Source organism: Occultella glacieicola (assembly GCF_004353825.1).
Lineage (GTDB): Bacteria > Actinomycetota > Actinomycetes > Actinomycetales > Beutenbergiaceae > Occultella > Occultella glacieicola.
In genome coordinates this window covers 113,670-134,029 of record NZ_SMNA01000005.1, presented here as the reverse complement: position 1 = coordinate 134,029, position 20,360 = coordinate 113,670, and the positions used below count along the sequence as shown (strand labels likewise).

The window sequence follows — 20,360 nt, the reverse complement described above, 5'->3', positions numbered from 1 at the left end:
TGGCTACGCTGGGTCGATGACGACCGACGGCGGCATCGTCGTCACCGGGACCGGTGGCGTGGACGTGGAACCCGACGTGGTGCATGCCGACCTCGGGGTCAGTGTCAGCGGCCCGGACCTGTCCGAGGCCCTGCCGGCCGCGGAACAGGGTCTCGCCCGGATCCGCGACGGACTCCTCGCCCGCGGCGTGGAGCGCCGTGACCTGCGCACCACCCAGACCTCGATCTGGCACGAGGACCGCACCAACGAGGCCGGTGAGCCGGCCCCGAGCCGGGTCCACGTGCGGCTCGGGCTGCGCGTGGTGCTCCGAGACCTGGGCGCCTCGGGTGCGCAGGTGCATGCCGCACTGGCCGACGGCGGGCACATCGCCCGGATCGACTCGCTCACCTTCGCCGTCTCCGAGCCGGAGCAGGCTCAGGTGCGCGCCCGCGCAGCGGCGTTCGCCGACGCACGGCACCGGGCCGAGCAGTACGCGAGCCTGGCCGGCCGGGCGCTCGGCGCCGTGGTCCAGGTGGTCGAGGGTGGTGCGAACGTCACCCCGATGCCGAAGGCGCGCATGATGGCGGCCGCGCCGGCGTCGATGCCGGTCGAGGGCGGCGAGCAGACCGTCGGTGCCAGCGTCACCGTGCACTGGGCGTGGGCCGCCGGCACATCCGGCACAGCCGGCTGAACGTCGCGGTTCCCGGCAGTGCCGGAGTGCGGGTAGGATGTCCAGGTTGCCTCGGCGAGGGATGCCGGGCGGCCGCACGCGCAGCCGCCGGGTCCGTGATCGACGTGGTGGAGCGCGACCGTGAGCCGCCCGCCCGACGTCCCGCGCTGAGGCCACCAGCCGCCCCCACCAGCTTTGGAGAAGACACCCATGTCCGAGAGCAACGAGAACCTCCTGAAGGCCACCGTCCGCACCGAGTTCGGCAAGGGCGCCGCCCGCCGCACCCGCCGTGCGGGCCTCATCCCCGCCGTCCTGTACGGCCACGGCACCGACCCGGTGCACCTGTCGCTGCCGGACCACGACACCTTCCTGGCGCTGAAGGGCAACGCGAACGCGCTGCTCACGCTGGACTTCGGCGACAACACCGAGCTGGCCCTGGTCAAGGACGTGCAGCGCGACGCCGTCCGCCGCACCATCGACCACCTCGACCTCATCCTGGTCCGCCGTGGCGAGAAGGTCGTCGTCGACGTGCCGGTCGTCATCGTCGGTGAGACCGCACCCGGCACCATCCACACCCTCGACCTGCAGACCATCAGCCTGCAGGCCGAGGCCACCCACCTGCCCGAGCACGTCGAGGTCAACATCGAGGGCCTCGAGGAGGGCAGCATCGTCCGTGCCGGCGAGCTGACCCTGCCGACGGGTGCGGTGCTCGAGGTGGACCCCGAGGCCGTGGTGATCAACGTGACCGTTCCGCGCGTCACCGCCGAGGACCTGGAGGCCGACGCCGAGGCCGAGGCGGCCGGCGAGGCCGCCGGTGCCCAGGGCGAGGCCGCCGCTCCGGCCGAGGAGGCCGACGAGGAGGCCTGAGCCACCTCGCCGCAGTCATGAGCGTCTGGTTGGTGGTGGGCCTGGGCAACCCCGGGCCCACCTATGCCGGGAACCGGCACAACGTCGGGCAGATGGTGCTCGACGTGCTCGCGCGCGACGTCCCGGGCTCGTTCACCAACCACAAGGCCGGTGCGATGGTCCTGGACGGGCGCCTCGGCACCCTGCCCGGCGGGGCACCCGGCCCAAGAGTGGTCCTGGCCAAGCCGACCAGCTACATGAACGTCTCCGGCCGACCGGTCGCGGGCCTCTGCCGGTTCTACGACGTGGAACCCGACCACCTGCTGGTCATCCACGACGAGCTCGACCTGCCCGCCGCCACGCTGCGCCTCAAGCGCGGCGGCGGCGAGGGCGGCCACAACGGGCTGAAGGCGATCTCGCAGTCCCTCGGCGCTCGCGACTACCTCCGGCTGCGCGTCGGCATCGGTCGCCCGCCCGGTCGGATGGACCCGGCCGAGTACGTGCTGCGCGACTTCTCGGCCGTCGAGAAGGCCGAGCTCGGAGTCACCCTTGAGGAGGCGGCCGACGCCGTCCGAGACCTCCTCGCCCTCGGCCTGGAGAAGGCCCAAACGGCGCTGCACACCGCGAGAGCCTGAGTCCGCCCGGCCGAGGACCCGTGACGGGGCTTGCTACTCTGCCCTGCATGGGGACGCCGGATCAGGGGCCATGGACGAGTGCGCCGTCGCACCAGCAAGCCGGGCAGCAGCCGCCGGCCGGGGCGGGCACCGACGCACCGCACCAGGGCCCGTACGCGCCGGCGCCGCATCAGGGTCCGTACGCGACGGCGCCGGAACAGAACCCGTACGCCCCCTCGCCGCTGGGCCCGTCGGCCGACTCGCAGTCCCGGACCGGACTGGGCCTGCTGCTTCTCGCGCCGGCCGCCGTCGCGCTCCTCCTGGGGCAGGCGATCCCCACCGTGCGCCTGTTCCTCGCCAGCTTCCAGGAGCGCGCGCTGCTCGGCGACGGGGGGTTCGTTGGCCTCGACAACTACGCGAAGATCCCACCCGACCTGGTGACCGGTCTCCTGCTCGGCGCCGCGGCCGGGCTCGCACCGGCCCTCCTCGGATTCGGCGTCGGCCTGCTGATCGGCCGGCTCCTGACGAGGGCGTCCGTGCGGACGGCGGCGCTCGGCCTCGGCATCGTCGGCGCCACCCTCGTGACCATGGCGCCGTTCTCGTACGGTTTCGGCGTCGGCCCGCTCGTACCGGGCGAGGGTGCTGGGATCATTCTCGGCTTCCTCGCCGTCGGGCTCGGGGCGGCACTGCTCGTCGGGGCACTCGTCGGTCGGCTTGCGGACGGACCGGGGCGCGGTCGCGCCACCACGCTGGCACTCGTCGGGACCGGGCTCGCCGGGATCGCCGTCGGCTGGCAGGCCTTCACGCCGTACATCGTCGGCGCCGATCGCGGACTTCCCGGCGCGCTGATCTATGAGAGCGCCTTCCTCTATGCCGACGCCGGCTTGGCCGCAGCGATCGCGATCGTCGTCCTGATGCCACTCGTCCTCTTCGGCCTGCTCGGGACCGCTCTGGTGGTGGGAACGCGCTACCGACTGGAGCCGCGGTTGGCAGCGCACGCCGACGGCGCGGCGGGCACCGTCGGCGTCGTCATCGCGGCGGTCGCGCTCGTCGGCCTGGTCGTGGCCGCCCTGCCCTGGCTGACGAGCCTCGGGCTCCCGGACGACGAGCTCGGCATCTCGGTCGCCGGGGTGTTCGTGACGACCTGGGGCAGTGCTCTCGTCAACGCCCTGGTGGGGACGGCGATCGCCGCAGCCGGTGGGTACGCCATCGGCTATCTGCGCCCGTTCGGCCGTCGCAGCGAGCGTGTGCTCTGGTTCTTCGCGCCGTGGCTGTTCGTGGGCCTCGGCGTCCTCGCGCCGGCCCACTTCATGTTCCTGCGGGACCTCAACTGGCTGAACCGGCCGACCCTCGAGCCGCCGTTCGTCGCGATCCCCGCGCTGTTCCTGTTCACGTTCCTGTTCGCGGCGGTGCGCCGCAGCCCGGACCGGCGCAGCGCCCTGCGCGTTGCCGGGGTGGCCGTGCTGGGGGTGCTCGCCATCGAGACGTGGCTGGGCCCGCAAGGCGCACTCTGGCCTTACCTGAGTTCGTTCAGCCAGGACACCCAGCACGCCGTTCTGGTGCTGTCCCAGTTGTACTCGCGGCTGTTCGACGGCGGCGCCGTGCTCGGCCTGCTCACGCCGGTGCCCGTGGTGCTGCTGTTCGCAGCGGGCTTCGCGTATCTGGCCGCACAGCTGGCGCGGGTGCGGATCGTCAGTGCGGACGCGGCCGGTGCCGCGCCGGGTCCGTACGGTGGCCCGCCGGGTTCGTACGGCGCCCAGCCGGGCCACTACGGCGGCCAGCCGGGCCACTACGGCGCCCAGCCGGGCCCGACCGTCCCGAATCCCGGTCCGCAGCCGCCGGCCGGTCCCATCCACGGAGGTCCATCGGCACCGACCTATTGATGCAATCGAGGTGCTCGGCACACAATCAGTCCAAGCACCACCACTCCCCGCCCGGCTGGGGGCCGCCTGGGGAGACTACGAAGGGAGGCGTAGATGTCCGTGAACGACGAGGTTCGCATCCAGGAGGTGCGTCGCTACCGCGACCGCCTGCTGATCGGGGTCAACACCACCCCGGACCCCGCGGAGTCCCGCATCCTGACCCGGCGCCTGCACGCCGTTGACGCCCTGCTCGGCGACATCGAAGGCCGGTGGGTCCGGCCGATCCTCAGTTCACTGCCGAGCCGAGTGTGGTCACATCGTCCGGGTGCTCGGCCACATACTGCGACACCGTATCGGCGGCGACCGCGTCCATGAGGGCGTCGAAGCGCGCCTGATCCAGGACCACGATCGACTGCCGCCCGTCCGGGCTGCGACCGGTGCCCTCGACCGGCACGGTCAGGTAGTCCATGGAACCCGGCCGCAGGTCCCGCATGCTGAGCGCCAGGTCGCGCATCGTGGCCACCGTGAAGCCCTCGTCCACGGAGAGGCTCGAGGAGACCGCGTCGAGCAGCCCGGTCAGCGCCAACGGGTCCGCGAGCACGTCCGTGCGGAACGCCTGGGAGACCATCGCACGCATCCAGTTCTGCTGCCGGGCGACCCGGTCGAAGTCGCCAGCGGGCAGGCCGTAGCGCTGCCGGGCGTAGGCCAGTGCCTCGTCACCGGTGAGCGTGTGGGCCCCGGGGGCCAGGACCACGCCGGCGTTGTCGAGCCCGTTCGGGAGGTCGATCTCGACGCCGCCGAGTTCGTCGGTGAGGATCGCGAAGGACTCGAAGTCCGCGATCGCGAAGTGGTCGATGTGCACCCCGGTCAAGGCCTCGACGGTCTGGATCATCAGGGCCGGGCCGCCGAACGAGAACGCGGCGTTGATCTTGTGGTCGCCATGCCCGGGGATGGTCACCCAGGAGTCCCGGGGGATCGACATGATCTGCGCGGACTGCCGGTCGCCTGCGATGTGGACCAGCATGATCGCGTCGGTGCGCTGCGCCCCGTAGGACCACTGGCTCGGGTCACCGGCTGAGATCCGGCTGTCCGAGCCGAGCATGAGGATGTTGACGGCGGAGCCGGGCGGCGCCTCGGTGGCGTCGCTGCTCGGGGCGCCACCGGCGGAGGGCCGGTCGGTCAGGCCCTCGAACGGGTCCTCGATCCAGTCGATGTTCGCCGCGATGCGGTTCTGGATCGCGGCCACGGTGAGGATCAGGCCACCGACCAGCAGGACGATCAGCCCGGCGGCCACGATCAGGGCCACCCGCGCGCGGCTGCGCTGCTTGCGCTCCGGACGGTCGCCGCGCGACTCGTCGCCGGACCCGTCCGCCGGATCGTCCGCGGGCGCGGTCGAGACGTCCTCATCGATGCCGCGTTCGCCAACGCCCGCCATGTCCACCAACCTCGAATCCGGCTGGGTGTCAGCCTGCGTCGATGATAAAGGCAACCGCCGTATCGCCGGGGCGTACCGAGAGGGCGGCTTACGATCACCTGCAAGCGGTCGCTCGCCGGGGACAGGAAAGGTCCAGAGTTCACCCAGCAATCCTTCGCCGTCGAAGGAAGGACGGCCGTGATGTCCGAGCACGAGACCCTGCCCCAGCCACGACCGGCGCGCCGTCGCGGCACCACGACGATGGTCGCCGTTGCTGTCCTTGTCGTGGCGATCGCCGACCTGGTCGTGGGAGTCCGCGCGCTCCTCGGCGACTCCGCACAGGCCGACGTCCTGACCCTAGAGCCGGCCACGGCAGCGGGCGAGGACCCCTTCACCGAGTCGGTCACCACGACCGACGGCGCCGCACCGGCCACCTTCTCCGAGACGATCGTCGCCCGCACGGTCGAGCTCACCCAGGACCTCGACCCCGATCCGGCCACCGGAGTCCTGAGCATCTCCGGCACCGCGCCCGGGCTGTACGGCGGCACGAACAGGCTCGAGACCTGCGGCGCCGGCGCCCTCGTGGCGTTCCTCGCCGGCGGCGCCGCAAAGGCCACCGCGTGGGCCGGGGTCTTCGGCATCTCGACGAGGCGATCGCCGAGTTCGTGGGTACGTTGGCGCCCGTCACCCTTCTCGTCGACACGCGCGTCACCAACCACGGCTTCTCGGCAGGGGAGGCGACCCCTCGGCAGTCGGTGCTGCAGGCGGCACGGCGGTCGACCCCCTCGGCCTGCCGGCGGTGCGATGCGAGTGCGGGAACCCGATGCTGGCACCGGCGGCACTGGTGGGAGCGCTCGCGGACACTCGGACGACCGGCACGGTCTGGGCCGGCTTCGACCCGGGGCGCACGGTCGAGGAGGAGGACAGCAGCAGCGCCACGGACTGGTGGGTCTCCGTCGACGACGGTACGTCCGGCCCCCTGCCCGTCGACGGCCCGGGCGGAGTCGTGCTCGGGCAACGCATCGACGCGGTCCGGGCCGAACACCCGCAGGCCCCCATCGAGTCATTCGTCCACGAGGGGGTCGCCTACGACTACGTCCACCTCGATCCGGTGACCCACGAGGGCGACGGGGGCTCGTACGACCTGGCCGTCGAGGTCGGTGCGCGCGACGGCGTGGTCACTCACCTCGGTGCCCCGGTGCACACCGAGGGGGACTGCTGAGCTGCACGCTGGATGGGATGGCGGGTTGGTCCGGCCGCAGGCGTAGTCTGGAGGGCGCAGCTGACCCGGCCCGAGATTCGGTCCGGGCTCGACGTGTGCGGCTAGCGGGCTCGAGCGCCCATCCCGCACCGCCCTGGAAGGAAGCCCCGCGTGCCCCAGAACCTCACCGGAATCCTGCCTGCGCTGCGCGCCGACGACGGCGTGCGCGAGTTGCTGGAGTCACTCGTCGCACGCGGGGCGATCGACGTCTCCGCTTCCGCCGGGGCGCGGGCACCGCTGCTCGCCGAACTTGCCGGGCACCCCGAACACGGCACGCGACCGCTGGTGGTGGTCGTGGCGACCGGGCGCGAAGCCGACGATCTCGCCGCCGCCCTCGGCGCGTACCTCGACCCTGCCGACGTGGCCATCTTCCCGTCCTGGGAGACGCTCCCGCACGAGCGCCTCTCGCCGCGCAGCGACACCGTCGCCCGGCGGATCGCCGTGCTGCGCCGGCTCGCCCATTCCGAGCCGCTCGCCCCGCTCGCGCCGGAGGCGACGCCCGACGGCGGGGCTGCTTCGGGAGCGTCGCTCGCCGGTGCGGGTGGGTCGACCCGCCCGATCCGGGTGCTGATCCTGCCGATCCGCGCGGTGCTGCAGCCGGTGGTCGCCGGCCTCGGCGACCTGGAGCCGGTGGCGCTGCGGGCCGGGGACACCGTGCCGATGGAGCAGGTCATCGACGCCCTCGTGGCCGCCGCCTACACCCGCGTGGACATGGTCGAACGGCGCGGTGAGTTCGCCGTCCGCGGCGGGCTGCTGGACGTGTTCGCGCCCACCGAGGACCATCCGCAGCGGATCGAGTTCTGGGGTGACGACGTCGAGGAGATCCGCTGGTTCTCGGCCGCGGACCAACGCTCCCTCGAGGTCAGCGAGGACGGCATCTGGGCGCCGCCGACCCGCGAGGTCCTGCTCACCGACACGGTGCGGGCCCGGGCCGCGGACCTCGTCCCGAAACTGCCCGGCGCGGCCGAGATGCTCGAGAAACTGAGCCAGGGCATGGCCGTGGACGGCATGGAGTCCCTGGCCCCGGCGCTGGTGGACCGGATGGAACCGGTCCTGGACCTGGTCCCGGCCGACTCGCTGCTCATCGTCAACGACCCGGAGCGGGTCCGGCGTCGGGCCCACGACCTGGTCGCGACCACCGAGGAGTTCCTGGCCGCGGCATGGACCTCCGCCGCGGCCGGGGCGAACACCCCGCTCGACCTGTCCGAGGCCAGTTTCGCCACCATCGCCCAGGTGCGCGACATCGCCGCTCGGCGTGGACTCGGCTGGTGGACGTTCGGCTCGTTCGCCGGTGACGCGGAACTTGAGGAGCTGCTCGACAGCACCGACAGCACGGTCGACGGCGAGGAACGCGACGCCCGCACCGTCACCGTGGCCTCCCGTGACGTCGACGTCTACCGTGGCGAGACTGCGCGGGCCGTGGCGGACCTGCGTGACCTCACCGCCGCCGGCTGGCGCCTCGTGCTCGTGACCGAAGGCCCGGGGCCGGCCCGCCGGATGGTGGAGCAGCTCCTCGACGGTGACGTGCCCGCCCGGCTCGTCTCCGCCGTCGAACCGGCCCAGGGCGACGCCCGCCCGGGTGAGGACCCGGACCTGCCGCCCACCGGCGTCGTCCTCGTCACCACCGCCAGCCTCGGCCGCGGCTTCGTCTCGGAACCGCTCAAACTGGCTGTGTTCACCGAGGCGGACCTGACCGGCCGGGCCGGCACCTCCACCCGGGACATGCGCCGGATGCCGTCGAAGCGGCGCAACGTCGTCGACCCGCTCGCGCTGCGCCCGGGCGACTACGTGGTGCACGAGCAGCATGGCGTCGGGAAGTTCGTGGAACTGATCCAGCGGACCATTGGCACCGGGCGCTCCGCCGCCACCCGCGAGTACCTGGTCATCGAGTACGCGCCGTCGAAGCGCGGCCAGCCCGGCGACCGGCTGTACGTGCCGAGCGACGCCCTCGACCAGGTGACCAAGTACACCGGTGGCGAGTCGCCGTCGGTGAACAAGATGGGTGGCTCGGACTGGGCCAAGACGAAGGGCCGGGCCCGCAAGGCGATCAAGGAGATCGCCGGCGAGCTGATCCGGCTGTACTCGGCCCGGATGGCCACGAAGGGGCACCCGTTCGCCCCGGACACCCCGTGGCAGCGTGAGCTGGAGGATGCGTTCGCGTTCGTCGAGACCCCCGACCAGGTGGTCACCATCGACGAGGTGAAGGCGGACATGGAGAAGCCCACCCCGATGGACCGGCTGATCAGCGGGGACGTCGGCTACGGCAAGACCGAGATCGCCGTCCGGGCCGCGTTCAAGGCGGTCCAGGACGGCAAGCAGGTGGCCGTACTGGTGCCCACCACGCTGCTCGTGCAGCAGCACTTCGACACGTTCTCCGAGCGGTACGCCGGGTTCCCCGTGGTGGTCAAGGGCCTGTCCCGGTTCCAGAGCGACGCCGAGGCCCGCGCCGTGAAGGAGGGCATCGCCGACGGCAGCGTGGACGTGGTCATCGGCACCCACCGGCTGCTCACCGGCGAGGTCCGGTTCAAGGACCTGGGCCTGGTCGTGGTGGACGAGGAGCAGCGGTTCGGGGTCGAGCACAAGGAGACCCTCAAGCAGCTCCGCACGAATGTGGACGTGCTCGCCATGAGCGCCACGCCGATCCCGCGGACGTTGGAGATGGCGGTCACCGGGATCCGGGAGATGTCCACCCTGGCCACCCCGCCGGAGGAGCGGCACCCGGTGCTGACGTTCGTGGGCGCCTACGCGGAGAAGCAGATCGCCGCCGCGGTCCGACGGGAACTGCTGCGCGAGGGGCAGGTCTTCTACGTGCACAACCGGGTCGAGTCGATCGACCGCACCGCCTCGCGACTCGCCGAACTGGTGCCAGACGCGAGGATCGCCGTCGCCCACGGAAAGATGGGCGAGCACCAGCTCGAGCGGGTCATCATGGACTTCTGGGAGAAGAGGTTCGACGTCCTCGTCTGCACCACCATCGTGGAGACCGGCCTGGACATCTCGAACGCGAACACCCTGATCGTCGAGCGCGCGGACGTGCTCGGCCTGTCCCAGCTGCACCAACTCCGCGGCCGCGTCGGCCGGGGTCGCGAGCGCGCCTACGCGTACTTCCTCTACCCCCCGGAACGCCCGCTCACCGAGACCGCGCACGACCGGCTGCAGACCATCGCCGCGCACACCGACCTCGGCTCCGGCACCGCCATCGCCATGAAGGACCTGGAGATCCGCGGCGCCGGGAACCTGCTCGGCGGGGAGCAGTCCGGGCACATCGCGGGCGTCGGCTTCGACCTGTACGTGCGGATGGTCTCCGAGGCGGTGGCGAACTTCCGCGGCGAGGTGCCCGAGGAGCTGCCCGAGCTGAAGGTGGAACTGCCGATCGACGCGCACCTGCCGCATGAGTACATCGCGCACGAACGGCTCCGGCTGGAGGCCTACACGAAGATCGCGAAGGCCGCTGACGCCGCGGCGATCGACGCCGTCCGGGAGGAGCTCGTGGACCGGTACGGCCCGGTGCCGGAGCCGGTCGAGCGGTTGTTCGCCGTCGCCTCACTGCGGGTCAAGGCTCGCGCCGCGGGTCTCGCGGACATGACCTCGCAGGGCAAGTACATCCGGTTCGCACCGGTAGACCTGGCCGAGTCCGCCGGGATGCGGCTCAAGCGGCTCTACCCCGGGACCATCCTCAAGCCGGCCGTGCGCACTGCGCTGGTGCCGGCCCCGACGACGTCCCGCGTCGGCGGCACCCCGTTGCGGGACGAGCAGCTGATCACCTGGGTGAGCGAGTTGATCGACGCGGTGCTGGCACCGGGAGCGACTGTGGCCGCTGCCGCGAAGGTGGCGAGCTCGTCCTAGCGCGATCGCGCCAGGCCGCACTGCCCCATTGGCCGGAATCAGTGGCCGGCGGGCCTCATCGGCGGCCTGGGGTGAGCGCAGGCAGCCCGGCTCCCTCGAGGTAACGGGCCAGATCGATCAGGGGCTGCCCCTCGTGGGGCCCGATGCCTTCTGGCTTCCACCGGCTCACACTGGACATGGTCAACCGCGAACTGTGCGCCAGGAAGAACTTCGCCGAGGACGGGTAGCGCGCGTTGATGCTGTGCTCGGCAATGCTCAGCACCTGCTGCACGGTGGCGACCTCCTCCTGCGGGGCCGTGGCGTGGTTCGCGCAGAGCCAGGCGACGAGCTCGGGATAGATGTTCGCCGCGTAGCCGCTGAAGCCGGCCCCACCCGCACCCAGGCTCTCGACCAGGGAGGAGATCTCGGCGTTGTAGTGGCGCAGGGGCGAACCGGCCAGGACGTCGATCCGGGCGGCCATGACGTCCGCGCGGTGGCTGGTGTCCTTGAAGAACGTGAACCGGCCGGTTCCGGACATCCACCGCACGGTCTCGAGGGTCAGCAGGCGCTTGTACGGGACCGGGCACTCGTAGACCCCGAAGTCCAGGCCCGGCACCCGGTCGAGGATCTGCTCGGCGGTCCGGATCCACTCCGAGTCCGGCTCGTCCGGGGTGGCCAGCAGCGGGCTGACCAGCACGGCCGCCGTCACGCCCGCCTCGGCGAGCCCTGCGGCGGACTCGGCGATCTCGTCGACGGAGCCGCCGACAGCGGACGCGATCACCGGCACCCGACCGTCGACGGCCCCGACGACCCGGCCCGCGAGCTCGAGGCGCTCCACGGGAGTGAGGTCGTACATCTCACTGGACAGGGCCACCGTGAACACCCCGGCCGATCCCAGGTCCACGAGCCAGTCGGCGTACGCCTCGACCTGTTCCCAGTCGATCGAGCGGTCGGCGCGGAACGGGGTCAGCATGACGGGCCAGGCGCCGTCGGGCAGAGGTGTGGGCACGAAGATCCTTTCGGGATGGGGCTGAGGTCAGCCCTTGAGGGAACCGCTGATCAGATCCAGGCGCCAGTAGCGCTGGAGGAACAGGAAGAGCGCGATGAGAGGTACGACTGCGAGCAGGCAGCCCATGATGACGAAGCTGTACACGTTGGTCTGGTCCGAGCCCTGGTTCATCATCGAGTAGAAGCCGACCGTGAGCGGCATCATGTCGCTGCGGGTGACCATGATGAACGGGAGCAGGAAGTTGTTCCAGATCCCCACGAACTGCAGCAGGAACACGGTGATCAGCCCCGGCACCATCATCGGCAGCGCCACGGACCGGAACAGGCGGAACTCGCGGGCGCCGTCCAGGCGGGCCGACTCGATCACCTCGTCGGAGACCGCACCTGCGGTGAACACCCGGGTCAGGTAGATGCTGAACGGGCTGATCATCGCGGGCAACAGGATCGACCACCGGGTGCCGGCCAGCCCGAGCTGGGACAACAGCAGGTACTGGGGGATGGCCACGATCACCCCGGGGACCAGGACTCCGACGAGCAGGTACCCGAACACGAGTCGCTTGCCGGGGAACTCGTACTTGGCGAGCGCGAACCCGGCAAGGGCCGCCACGGCGGTCGCGGCCACCGCGCCGCCGCCGGCGTAGATCACGCTGTTGAGGCACCACTGCCAGAACGCGCCGCCGGCGTACTGGGACAGGCCCACGAGGTTGTCGAGGAAGCCACCGTTGAAGCTCGGTGCGAGGGAGAAGGTCGAGAACAGTTCGTCGGGCCGCTTCGTGGCCGCCGAGATCAGCCAGTACACGGGCAACAGGCAGTACGCCGCTCCGATCAGGAGGACGGCAGTCGGAAGGATCCCCGACGACGGCCGCCGACGTGTCCCGGGCCCGGCCTCGGTGCGGGTCCGGGTGCGCGCCTGCGTGGCGCTCATGAGCGGCCCTCCGATCCGAAGGCTCGACGCTGGGCGATACCCAGGAGCAGGAACGACGCTGCCAGCGTGACGACGGTGATGATGACGGCGAGGGCAGACGCCCCGTAGAGGTCGTTCGTGATGAAGGCGTCCCGGTAGACCACCATCATCGGCACCCAGTCGGAGCCGATCGCGGTCGAGAGCGTCACCATCGTGTTGGGTTCGCTGAACACCTGGAGTGCGCCGATCACGGTGAACATGCCGGTCAGGATCAGGCCGGGGACCACCAGTGGAACCTTGATCCGAAGCGCCAGCTGCCACTCGCTGCACCCGTCGATGCGGGCCGCGTCGTACAGCTCGCTCGGCAGCCCGCGCAGGGCGGTGTACAGGATCACCATGTTGAACCCGACCGCACCCCAGATCGCGATGTTCGCGATCGAGGCGATGATGCCGGAGTGCCCGAGGAAGTCGGGCTGGGGCAGGCCGAGCGCCGCAGCCGCGTCGTGGAACGGGCTCACCCCAGGCAGGTACATGAAGCCCCACATGAGCGCGGCGATCACCCCCGGCACCGCGTACGGCACGAAGATCGAGATGCGGGAGAACCTGGTCAGCCGGCTGGAGGCGTTGTCCAGCAACAGTGCGAACACGAGCGCGAGCAGCATCGCCGTCGGCACGAAGATCGCCGCGAACCCCGCGAGCCGGCCGAATGAGGGCAACAGGTCGGCCCGGCCGAGCACCCGGGCGTAGTTCGCGAACCCGACGAAGACCTCCTCGGCGACGCCGAGGCCGCCGCCGGTGATCCTCGTGGCGTGCAGGCTCCGCCAGACGGCGTAGCCGATCGGGATCGTCAGCAGGGCGGTCGCGAGGATGAGGGCCGGCGCCAGGAACGCGTACGGAACGAGTTGGCGCCGAGCGGCGATTTCGCGTCGGCCGGTCATTCGATCGTGTACCCGAGCGTCTCGAGGTCGGTGACGACGGCCGTCTCGACGACGTCGAGGGCGTCCCGGAACGAAGTCCCGTTCGCGATGGCGTCGCTGAACGCGTTGTTGAACGTGTCGAACCCGGCCGCGACGTTCGGGCCCCACGTCACCTCGACCGTGTACTCGTCGATCTGCGCCGCGAGCTCGTAGAAGTCCGGCTGGTTCGCCAAGAAGGTCGGCGGCTCGCCGAGCCCGTCGAACTCGCGACCGCTGAGCGCCGCGGGCCAGATGTTCGCGTACTGGATGTAGGCCTCGAGCGCCTCGTCGGAGGTGTTCAACCAGAGGGCGAACTCGCGGGCCTCGTCGGGATGCGCGGACTGAGTGGTGACGATCGTCCCGGACCCTCCCATCACGCCCGCCGCCGGTGCCTCCGGGGTCCACTGGGGCAGCGCCACGGCCTGCCACAGTCCCGCAGTCTCGGGGGCGTTCTGCTCGATCAGCGGCGGGGTCCAGACCGCGCCGAGCCAGCTCACGAGGGTGCCGTCGGCGAGGGCCGCCTGCCATTCGGGCGTGTAGGTCTTCATGGTGGCCACCACGCCCTCCTCGACAAGCCCCTGCCAGTAGTCCGCGACCTGCCCGCTGGCGTCATCGGCGATGTCGACCGACCAGGCATCTCCGTCCTGGGACCACCACTGCGCGCCGGCCTGCTGGCTGAGGGCCGCGAACAACTGCGCGTCGTTGGCCGGGAAGGTCGCCAGATAGGTGTCCGGGTCCGCGGCGTGGATGGTGCGCGCGGCCTGCGCGTACTCGTCCCAGGTGGTCGGGGCCTCAAGGCCGTGCGCGGCGAACACGTCCGTGCGGTAGAAGAGCATCTGCGGGGAGGTCCCCTGTGGAACGGCGTAGTTCGAGCCACCGAAGGTGGTGAGATCCCAGGCCGGCCCGGCCGTCTCGGACTCGCGGTCGCCCATGACGTCGGAGACGTCCGCCGCGATGTCGTTGATGATCAGGGTCGGCAGGTTGTCGTACGTCGTGTTCGAGACGTCCGGGAGGTTGCCGGCCTCGGCCGCGGCAAGGAGTTTGGCCGTGATCTCGGCGCCGGCGACGGCGGTGTTGACCTCGACCTGGATGTCCGGGTTCGCCTCGTTCCAGACGGCCACCACCTGCTCGATGTTCGGTGCCCAGGACCAGTACTCCAGGACCACCGGGCCATCGTCGGTCGGCGATCCCGAGCACCCGGCCAAGACCAGGGCCGAGGCCGAGAGGACGCCTGCAAGGGCGCCGAGACGTGTTCGTCGCGTTGACATGTACACCACTCCTTCGTGCTGACACCTGAGGTTCCGAGCCAAACGTTACCGGTAACGTTTTGGGTGCCGCCACTGTAGACAGGTGGTTCCGGAGTGCGCAACCCTCAGGTGTTGGCCCGGCCCGTGGAGGCGCGGACGACGAGGTCCGGTTCGGGATAGGGGTACTCCGACGGGCGGCCCTCGATCATCGCGATGAGGCGGGCGGCGCTGGTTCGGCCGCCGGCGTCGACGTGCTGGCGCACCGTGGTCAACGGCGGGTGGAAGAACTCGGACTCGTGCATGTCGTCGAAGCCCACGATGCTGATGTCATCGGGCACGCGGACACCGAGCTCGTGGAAACGGAGCAGAGCGCCGAGGGCGATGCGGTCATTGGCGGCGAACACGGCCGTGATCGAGCCGTCGTTGACGACCCGCTCCGCCCGGGTGTATCCGGACCGGGACTCCCAGTCGCCCTCCCAGACGAGCGAGGCCCCGGCGTGTTCGGTCATGAAGGACTCGTAGGTCTCCCGGCGCAGGTGCGCCGCGGTCCATTGCGAAGGACCGGCGAGGTGCGCGATCCGCCGATGGCCGAGCGCGTGCAGGTGGTTCAGGGCGAGCAGCGTGCCGCGGCGTTGCAACTCGTCCGTCTCCCGGGCGCCGTCGACCAGGACCGGGACGTCGATGCGCAGTCCGCTGAGTTCCTCGGCGATTCCGACGGTGGGGGAGGTGATCAGCAGCCCCTCCACGCCGTGACGGATCAACGTCTCCACGCCGTCCGCGAGCTGGCCGGGATCGAGTGGATCGAGTCCCATCACCTCGACCACATAGCCGAGCTCGCGGGCGGCGTCGCTGGCGGCCTGCAGCACCCGGCCGGGGTTGTGCCCGGCGATCTCGTAGCCCAGCGCCCCGATCCGGAACGTACGCTTCGTGGCCAGGGAGCGCGCGGTCATGTTCGGGCGGTAGCGCAACTCCGTCAGCGCCGCCTCGACCTTCACCTTGTTGTACGGCCGGATACCACCCTCGCCGTTCAGGAACCTGGCGACCGTCTGATGGCTCACGCCGGCGAGCCGGGCCACGTCGTAGATCGTTGCCCGGCCCGTCTCTCGGTCGCCGTCCTGCCCGGTCATGACCCCGAGGGTATTGCAGCCGATCGCTCGTCACGGGCGCTCCGGGGTCAGGGCCCCGCGTCCTCGCCGACCGCCGCGTCCACCTCGGTCTCGACGAGCCAGTCCGGGTCGATGAAGCCCGACACCTCCACGAACGTCGTCACCGGGCGGATCCAGGCGAAGAACTCGCCGTGCACGGCGGCGGCCTCGCGCCAGCGGGTGATGTCGGTCAGCATGATCCGGGTCCGGATCACGTCCTCGGGGAGGGCACCGACGACGGCGAGCGCCTCGATCGAGACCTCGAGGCACCGCCGGAGCTGGGCGCCGACATCCCCGTGACCCACCGTGCCGCCGTCGGGCCCGATCGGCGCGGTGCCTGCGACGGCGACGTGCGCGCCGACCCGGACGGCACGGGAGAACCCGATCTCGGGCTCCAGCGGCGACCCCGATGAGGCGCTCCACCGCACGGGGGGCCCGGCATCGCCGACACCGCCGGCGCAGCAGGCCGGGCGGGTCACGGGGCGTCCCCCACCACGGGCTCGAGCACCACCAGGTCGGTCGGACGCGAGCGCAGCCTCGCGAACGCGTCGAGGTTCTTGTCGAGTTCGGCGTACCGGGCCCAGAGCCGCTGGTGTTCGGCACCGGAAGCAGCGCGGGCACGCATCCGGCGGGAGCCGCCGACCAGATCCACGGTCGTCTCCGGCCGCTCGCGCAAGTTCAGCCACCAGGACGGAGTCGGGTCGGCCCAGCCGTTCATCGCGAGCGTGAACAGGTTCGCGTCGTCCTCGAGGTAGGCCAGGACCACCGCGTGCGGGTTCCCGCTGCGCCGCCCGACCGTGTGCAGACGGAGCATCCCGTACCGGCCCGGCTTCGGCCGGCGCAGCCCGAGTCGGCCACCGCTCACGCGCAACAGCGCCCGATGGCAGGCCCAGAACGTGCGGATGAACCACCGCGGGGGCAGTCGCGGCGCGGCGGGTCTGGCCTGGTCGCTCATCACCGGCCTCCCTTCGCACGGGTCTGCCGGCCACGACTCGACGCTACGCGCGCGGCAGCGAGGTGGTCAACGAGTGTCGGCGTCGTGCCGGGCCACGGTGGCGTCCCGCCGCGTGACGGGCGTGATCTCACACGGTGCCCACCGACGCGACGCTCGCGACCGCCGCGCCTACCGACTCCGCGGCGCCGGCCAGGTCCGCCTCCGTGACGTCCCGCCCGAACGTGAACCGGACCGAGGTCTGCGCCACCTCGGGGGCCGTCCCGATCGCGATCAGCACGTGCGAGGGCTCGTCCGACCCGGCCGCGCAGGCCGACCCGCTCGAGGAGACCACACCGAGACGCTCCAACTCCAGCAGCACGGCCTCGCCGCTGGTACCCGGGAAGCAGAACGAGGCGTGGTTCGGCAGGCGAGCCGACCTCGGCCCCGTGAGCACCGCCGTCGGCACCAGTTCCAGGACCCGGGCGATGAACGTCTCCCGCGCCGCGGCCAACCGGGGAGCCAGTTCTGCCCGCTCCGCCTCGGCCAGGGACAGCGCGACCCCGAGGGCGACGGCGCCGGGCACGTTCTCGGTGCCGGACCGGCGCTCACGCTCCTGACCGCCGCCGTGCAGCACCGGCTCCACGGGCAGCCGCCCGCGCAGATACACGGCGCCGGTGCCCTTGCCGGCACCGACCTTGTGCCCCGAGATCGAGAGCGCATCCACGCCGAGATCGCGGGCGCCGACCGGCAACCACCCCGCCGCCTGGACGGCGTCGGTGTGGAACAGGGCGCCGTTCGCGCGAGCCACCGCAGCGAGCGCCGCGATCTCCTGCACGGTGCCGATCTCGTTGTTCGCCAGCGCGACGGAGACCAGCGTCGTGTCCGGTCGCAGGGCCTCGGCAAGCGCCTGCGGGGTCACCGCGCCCGCGTCGTCCACGGCCACCTGTGTCACGGAGAACCCGTGTACCCGCTCCAGGTACGCGACCGAGGCCAGCACCGCCTCGTGCTCGATCGCGGCGGTCACCAGGTGCCGTCCGCGTGGGTTCGCCAGCGCGAGCCCCTTGACCGCGAGGTTCGCGCCCTCGGTGCCGCCGGAGGTGAACACCACCTCGCCCGGCCGGCAGCCGAGCACCGTGGCGACCCGCGCCCGGGCGTCGGTGAGGGCGGCCGCGGCCCGCTCGCCGACGGTGTGGTGGCTTGACGGGTTCCCGAACTCCCCGGTGAGGTAGGGCCACATGGCCTCCAGTGCCTCCCGGCGCATCGGGGTGGTCGCGGCCGCGTCCAGGTACAGCATCAGCGCACGCTCACGTCGAGCCCGAGGTCGAGGGCGGGAGAGGAGTGGGTCAGTGCGCCGACCGAGATCACGTCCACGCCGGTCTCCGCGATGGCCCGCACGGTGTCCAGGCGCACATTGCCGCTGGCCTCCACGAGCGCCCGGCCGCCGATCCGCGCGACCCCCTCGCGTAGGTCGTCCAGGGTGAAGTTGTCGAGCATGATCGTGTCCACCCCGGCCGCCAGAACGGCGTCGAGCTGGTCGATCCGGTCCACCTCCACCTCCAGGTGGGTGGTGTGCGGCAGCCGCTCGCGGGCCGCCAGCAGCGCCTGCGTGACACCGACCCCGGAGTTCACCAGCACCGCCAGGTGGTTGTCCTTGACCATGACCGCGTCCGACAGCGAGAACCGGTGGTTGTGCCCGCCGCCGGCCCGCACCGCGTGCCGCTCGAACGCGCGCAGCCCCGGCGTGGTCTTGCGGGTGTCCGCGATCCTGACGCCGGTGCCGGCCACGGCGTCCACGTAGGCGCGCGTGACCGTCGCGATCCCGGACATCCGCTGGGCGAAGTTCAGCCCGATCCGTTCCGCCTGCAGCACCGCGCCGGCCGGGCCGACCACCCGGGCGAGCACCGCCCCCGCGACGAACGCGGCGCCGTCGGGCTCGGCGAGCGTGACCCGAACGGAGGCGTCCGTGAGGGTGAACGCAGCCGCGAACACCTCGCCCCCGGCGAGCACGCCATCGGTGCGGGCCACCAGTTCCGCGGTCGCGGTGGCCGACGGCGGCACGAGCGCCGCGCAGGTCAGGTCTCCCCAGGGTGCGTCCTCGGTCAGGGCGGCCCGCACCGTGGCCTCGATGGCGGCGGGGGTCAGCATGCGCCCACCGCCACCTCGACCGAGGCAGCGCCGGCCCGCGTGAGCGCCGGTGCAGCGCCGGAGTCGGTGCGGAAGTGAGCGCCCACCGACGCCGGGCGGGCCAGCGCGGCCCGCGCCGTGAGCCGGGCCAGCAGGAGCAGGTTCGCGTCCTCGTGCTCGGCGGGGGAGTGCGGCGCCGGGGCGTCGGCGGCCCAGCCGTCGAGGGTCCGGATGGCCCGGGCGAGCCCGGCGCCGTCCCGGCGCAGCCCGACGGCGTCCCACATCACGTCCTGGACCGCGGCCCGGGAGAACGGAGCGGTCCCGCCCCTCGGGCGTGGCTCCCCGGCCGGCTCGGACGCGCCCGAGGGCGGCCTCGTCGGCCAGGGCCCGGCGGCATCCGGATCGACCAGGGCCCGCACCGCCCGGTGGGCGAACACCGCTCCCTCGAGGAGGGAGTTCGAGGCGAGCCGGTTCGCGCCGTGCACGCCGGTCCGGGCGACCTCGCCGACGGCGTACAGCCCCGGCAGCGAACTCCGGCCCCACAGGTCGGTGACCACCCCGCCCATCCAGTAGTGCGCGGCCGGGGTGATCGGCACGGGCTCCCGCGCCCAGTCCAGGCCGGCCCCATGCACGGCGGCGTCGATGCTCGGGAACCGGCGGGCGAGCACGTCCGCACCGAACGCCGTGGCGTCCAGGTACACGGGCGCCCCCGTCGCCGCCATCCGGTCCGCCACGGCCCGGGCCACCACGTCCCGGGGAGCGAGTTCGGCGCCGGGATGCACGGCGAGCATGAACCGCTCGCCGTCGGCGTCGCGCAGCACCGCGCCCTCCCCGCGCACGGCCTCGGAGACCAGGAAGTTCCCGGGCAGGGCGAGCGTGGTCGGGTGGAACTGGTAGAACTCCAGGTCCGCCAGGGCTGCCCCGGCGCGCGCGGCGGCCGCGAGGCCGTCGCCGGTGGCCACGGCGGGGTTCGACGTGTACGGGTACAACCGGCCGGCGCCCCCGGTGGCGAGCACCACGGCGTCCGCACGGACCTCGAGGACGCCGGCCTCGCCGTCGAGCAGGCGCGCCCCGACCACGCGGCCGTCGGAGAGGAGCAGATCGGTCAGGAACGTGTGTTCGTGGATCGCCACCGCGCTCGCGCGCGCCCGCGCCGTCAGCGCCTCCTCGATCCGGGCGCCGGTGGCGTCCCCGCCCGCGTGCAGCACCCGCGGGAACGAGTGCGCCGCCTCCAGACCCCGGGCGAACTCGCCGGTCGTGTCACGGTCGAACTCGACGCCCGCGGCCACCAGGTCCCGGATCCGGGCCGGGCCCTCGGCGCACAGCACCCGCACGGCCTCGGGGTCGCACAGGCCGGCGCCCGCCACCAGGGTGTCCGCGATGTGCGCCTCGACGTCGTCCTGCGCGAACATCACCGCGGCGATGCCGCCCTGGGCGTAGCGGGTGTTGCTCAGCCCGAGATCGCCCTTGGTGGCCAGCACCACCTCATGGGTGTGGGCCGCCTCCTCATGGATGCGGGTGGCCGCGACCAGCCCGGCGATCCCGGAGCCGATGACCAGTACCCGCGCCAT

16 protein-coding genes and 1 pseudogene are annotated in these 20,360 nt (G+C 72.1%); 6 read left to right on the top strand and 11 right to left on the bottom strand.

What is annotated here, in order from left to right:
• Positions 1-16: 16 nt before the first annotated feature.
• From EXU48_RS11000 to EXU48_RS10985, 4 genes are all read left to right on the top strand, one after another.
• Positions 17-670 (top strand): SIMPL domain-containing protein, encoded by a 654-nt coding sequence (locus EXU48_RS11000; protein ID WP_133107708.1) that lies wholly within the window; start codon positions 17-19, stop codon positions 668-670.
• Between the two features lie 189 nt (positions 671-859).
• Entirely contained in the window at positions 860-1,516 is a 657-nt protein-coding gene (locus EXU48_RS10995) for a 50S ribosomal protein L25/general stress protein Ctc (RefSeq protein WP_133107707.1), read from the top strand.
• Between the two features lie 17 nt (positions 1,517-1,533).
• Positions 1,534-2,130 carry an aminoacyl-tRNA hydrolase gene (gene pth / locus EXU48_RS10990; protein WP_133107706.1) on the top strand — a complete coding sequence of 199 codons (597 nt, stop codon included), beginning with the start codon at positions 1,534-1,536 and terminating at the stop codon, positions 2,128-2,130.
• Between the two features lie 47 nt (positions 2,131-2,177).
• Positions 2,178-3,992 carry a hypothetical protein gene (locus tag EXU48_RS10985; RefSeq protein ID WP_133107705.1) on the top strand — a complete coding sequence of 605 codons (1,815 nt, stop codon included), beginning with the start codon at positions 2,178-2,180 and terminating at the stop codon, positions 3,990-3,992.
• 265 nt (positions 3,993-4,257) lie between these two features.
• Here EXU48_RS10985 and EXU48_RS10980 read toward each other — a convergent pair whose 3' ends face one another.
• The gene (locus EXU48_RS10980; protein WP_133107704.1) at positions 4,258-5,406 is read right to left on the bottom strand and encodes an LCP family protein; all 1,149 of its coding nucleotides are present in this window, start codon (positions 5,404-5,406) and stop codon (positions 4,258-4,260) included.
• Positions 5,407-5,586: 180 nt separating this feature from the next.
• Here EXU48_RS10980 and EXU48_RS25495 point away from each other — a divergent pair.
• Positions 5,587-6,607, top strand: a pseudogene (locus EXU48_RS25495) (DUF6777 domain-containing protein).
• 150 nt (positions 6,608-6,757) lie between these two features.
• Complete coding sequence (gene mfd, locus EXU48_RS10970) at positions 6,758-10,492, top strand: transcription-repair coupling factor (protein ID WP_133107702.1); 3,735 nt, start codon at positions 6,758-6,760, stop codon at positions 10,490-10,492.
• Between the two features lie 55 nt (positions 10,493-10,547).
• On the opposite strand, the gene EXU48_RS10965 is transcribed toward mfd, so the two are convergent.
• From EXU48_RS10965 to nadB, 10 genes are all read right to left on the bottom strand, one after another.
• Positions 10,548-11,480 (bottom strand): dihydrodipicolinate synthase family protein, encoded by a 933-nt coding sequence (locus EXU48_RS10965; protein ID WP_133107701.1) that lies wholly within the window; start codon positions 11,478-11,480, stop codon positions 10,548-10,550.
• A 27-nt stretch (positions 11,481-11,507) separates the two neighbouring features.
• Positions 11,508-12,404, bottom strand: a complete 897-nt coding sequence (locus EXU48_RS10960) for a carbohydrate ABC transporter permease (RefSeq protein ID WP_133107700.1) — start codon at positions 12,402-12,404, stop codon at positions 11,508-11,510.
• A complete protein-coding gene (locus EXU48_RS10955; RefSeq protein WP_133107699.1) occupies positions 12,401-13,321 on the bottom strand; it encodes a carbohydrate ABC transporter permease in 921 nt (306 codons plus the stop codon). Before EXU48_RS10955 ends, EXU48_RS10960 begins: the two co-directional genes overlap by 4 nt.
• Positions 13,318-14,607, bottom strand: coding sequence for an ABC transporter substrate-binding protein (locus EXU48_RS10950; RefSeq protein WP_133107698.1), 1,290 nt, complete (start codon positions 14,605-14,607; stop codon positions 13,318-13,320). The genes EXU48_RS10955 and EXU48_RS10950 overlap by 4 nt, the downstream gene beginning before the upstream one ends.
• 104 nt (positions 14,608-14,711) lie before the next feature.
• Positions 14,712-15,713, bottom strand: a complete 1,002-nt coding sequence (locus EXU48_RS10945) for a LacI family DNA-binding transcriptional regulator (RefSeq protein ID WP_133107697.1) — start codon at positions 15,711-15,713, stop codon at positions 14,712-14,714.
• A gap of 47 nt (positions 15,714-15,760) precedes the next feature.
• Positions 15,761-16,210 (bottom strand): RidA family protein, encoded by a 450-nt coding sequence (locus EXU48_RS10940; RefSeq protein ID WP_235856971.1) that lies wholly within the window; start codon positions 16,208-16,210, stop codon positions 15,761-15,763.
• Positions 16,207-16,686 carry a nitroreductase/quinone reductase family protein gene (locus tag EXU48_RS10935; RefSeq protein WP_133107696.1) on the bottom strand — a complete coding sequence of 160 codons (480 nt, stop codon included), beginning with the start codon at positions 16,684-16,686 and terminating at the stop codon, positions 16,207-16,209. Before EXU48_RS10935 ends, EXU48_RS10940 begins: the two co-directional genes overlap by 4 nt.
• A 127-nt stretch (positions 16,687-16,813) precedes the next feature.
• A complete protein-coding gene (locus tag EXU48_RS10930; RefSeq protein ID WP_133107695.1) occupies positions 16,814-17,959 on the bottom strand; it encodes a cysteine desulfurase family protein in 1,146 nt (381 codons plus the stop codon).
• Entirely contained in the window at positions 17,959-18,810 is an 852-nt protein-coding gene (gene nadC / locus EXU48_RS10925) for a carboxylating nicotinate-nucleotide diphosphorylase (RefSeq protein ID WP_133107694.1), read from the bottom strand. Before nadC ends, EXU48_RS10930 begins: the two co-directional genes overlap by 1 nt.
• Complete coding sequence (gene nadB, locus EXU48_RS10920) at positions 18,804-20,360, bottom strand: L-aspartate oxidase (RefSeq protein ID WP_133107693.1); 1,557 nt, start codon at positions 20,358-20,360, stop codon at positions 18,804-18,806. The genes nadC and nadB overlap by 7 nt, the downstream gene beginning before the upstream one ends.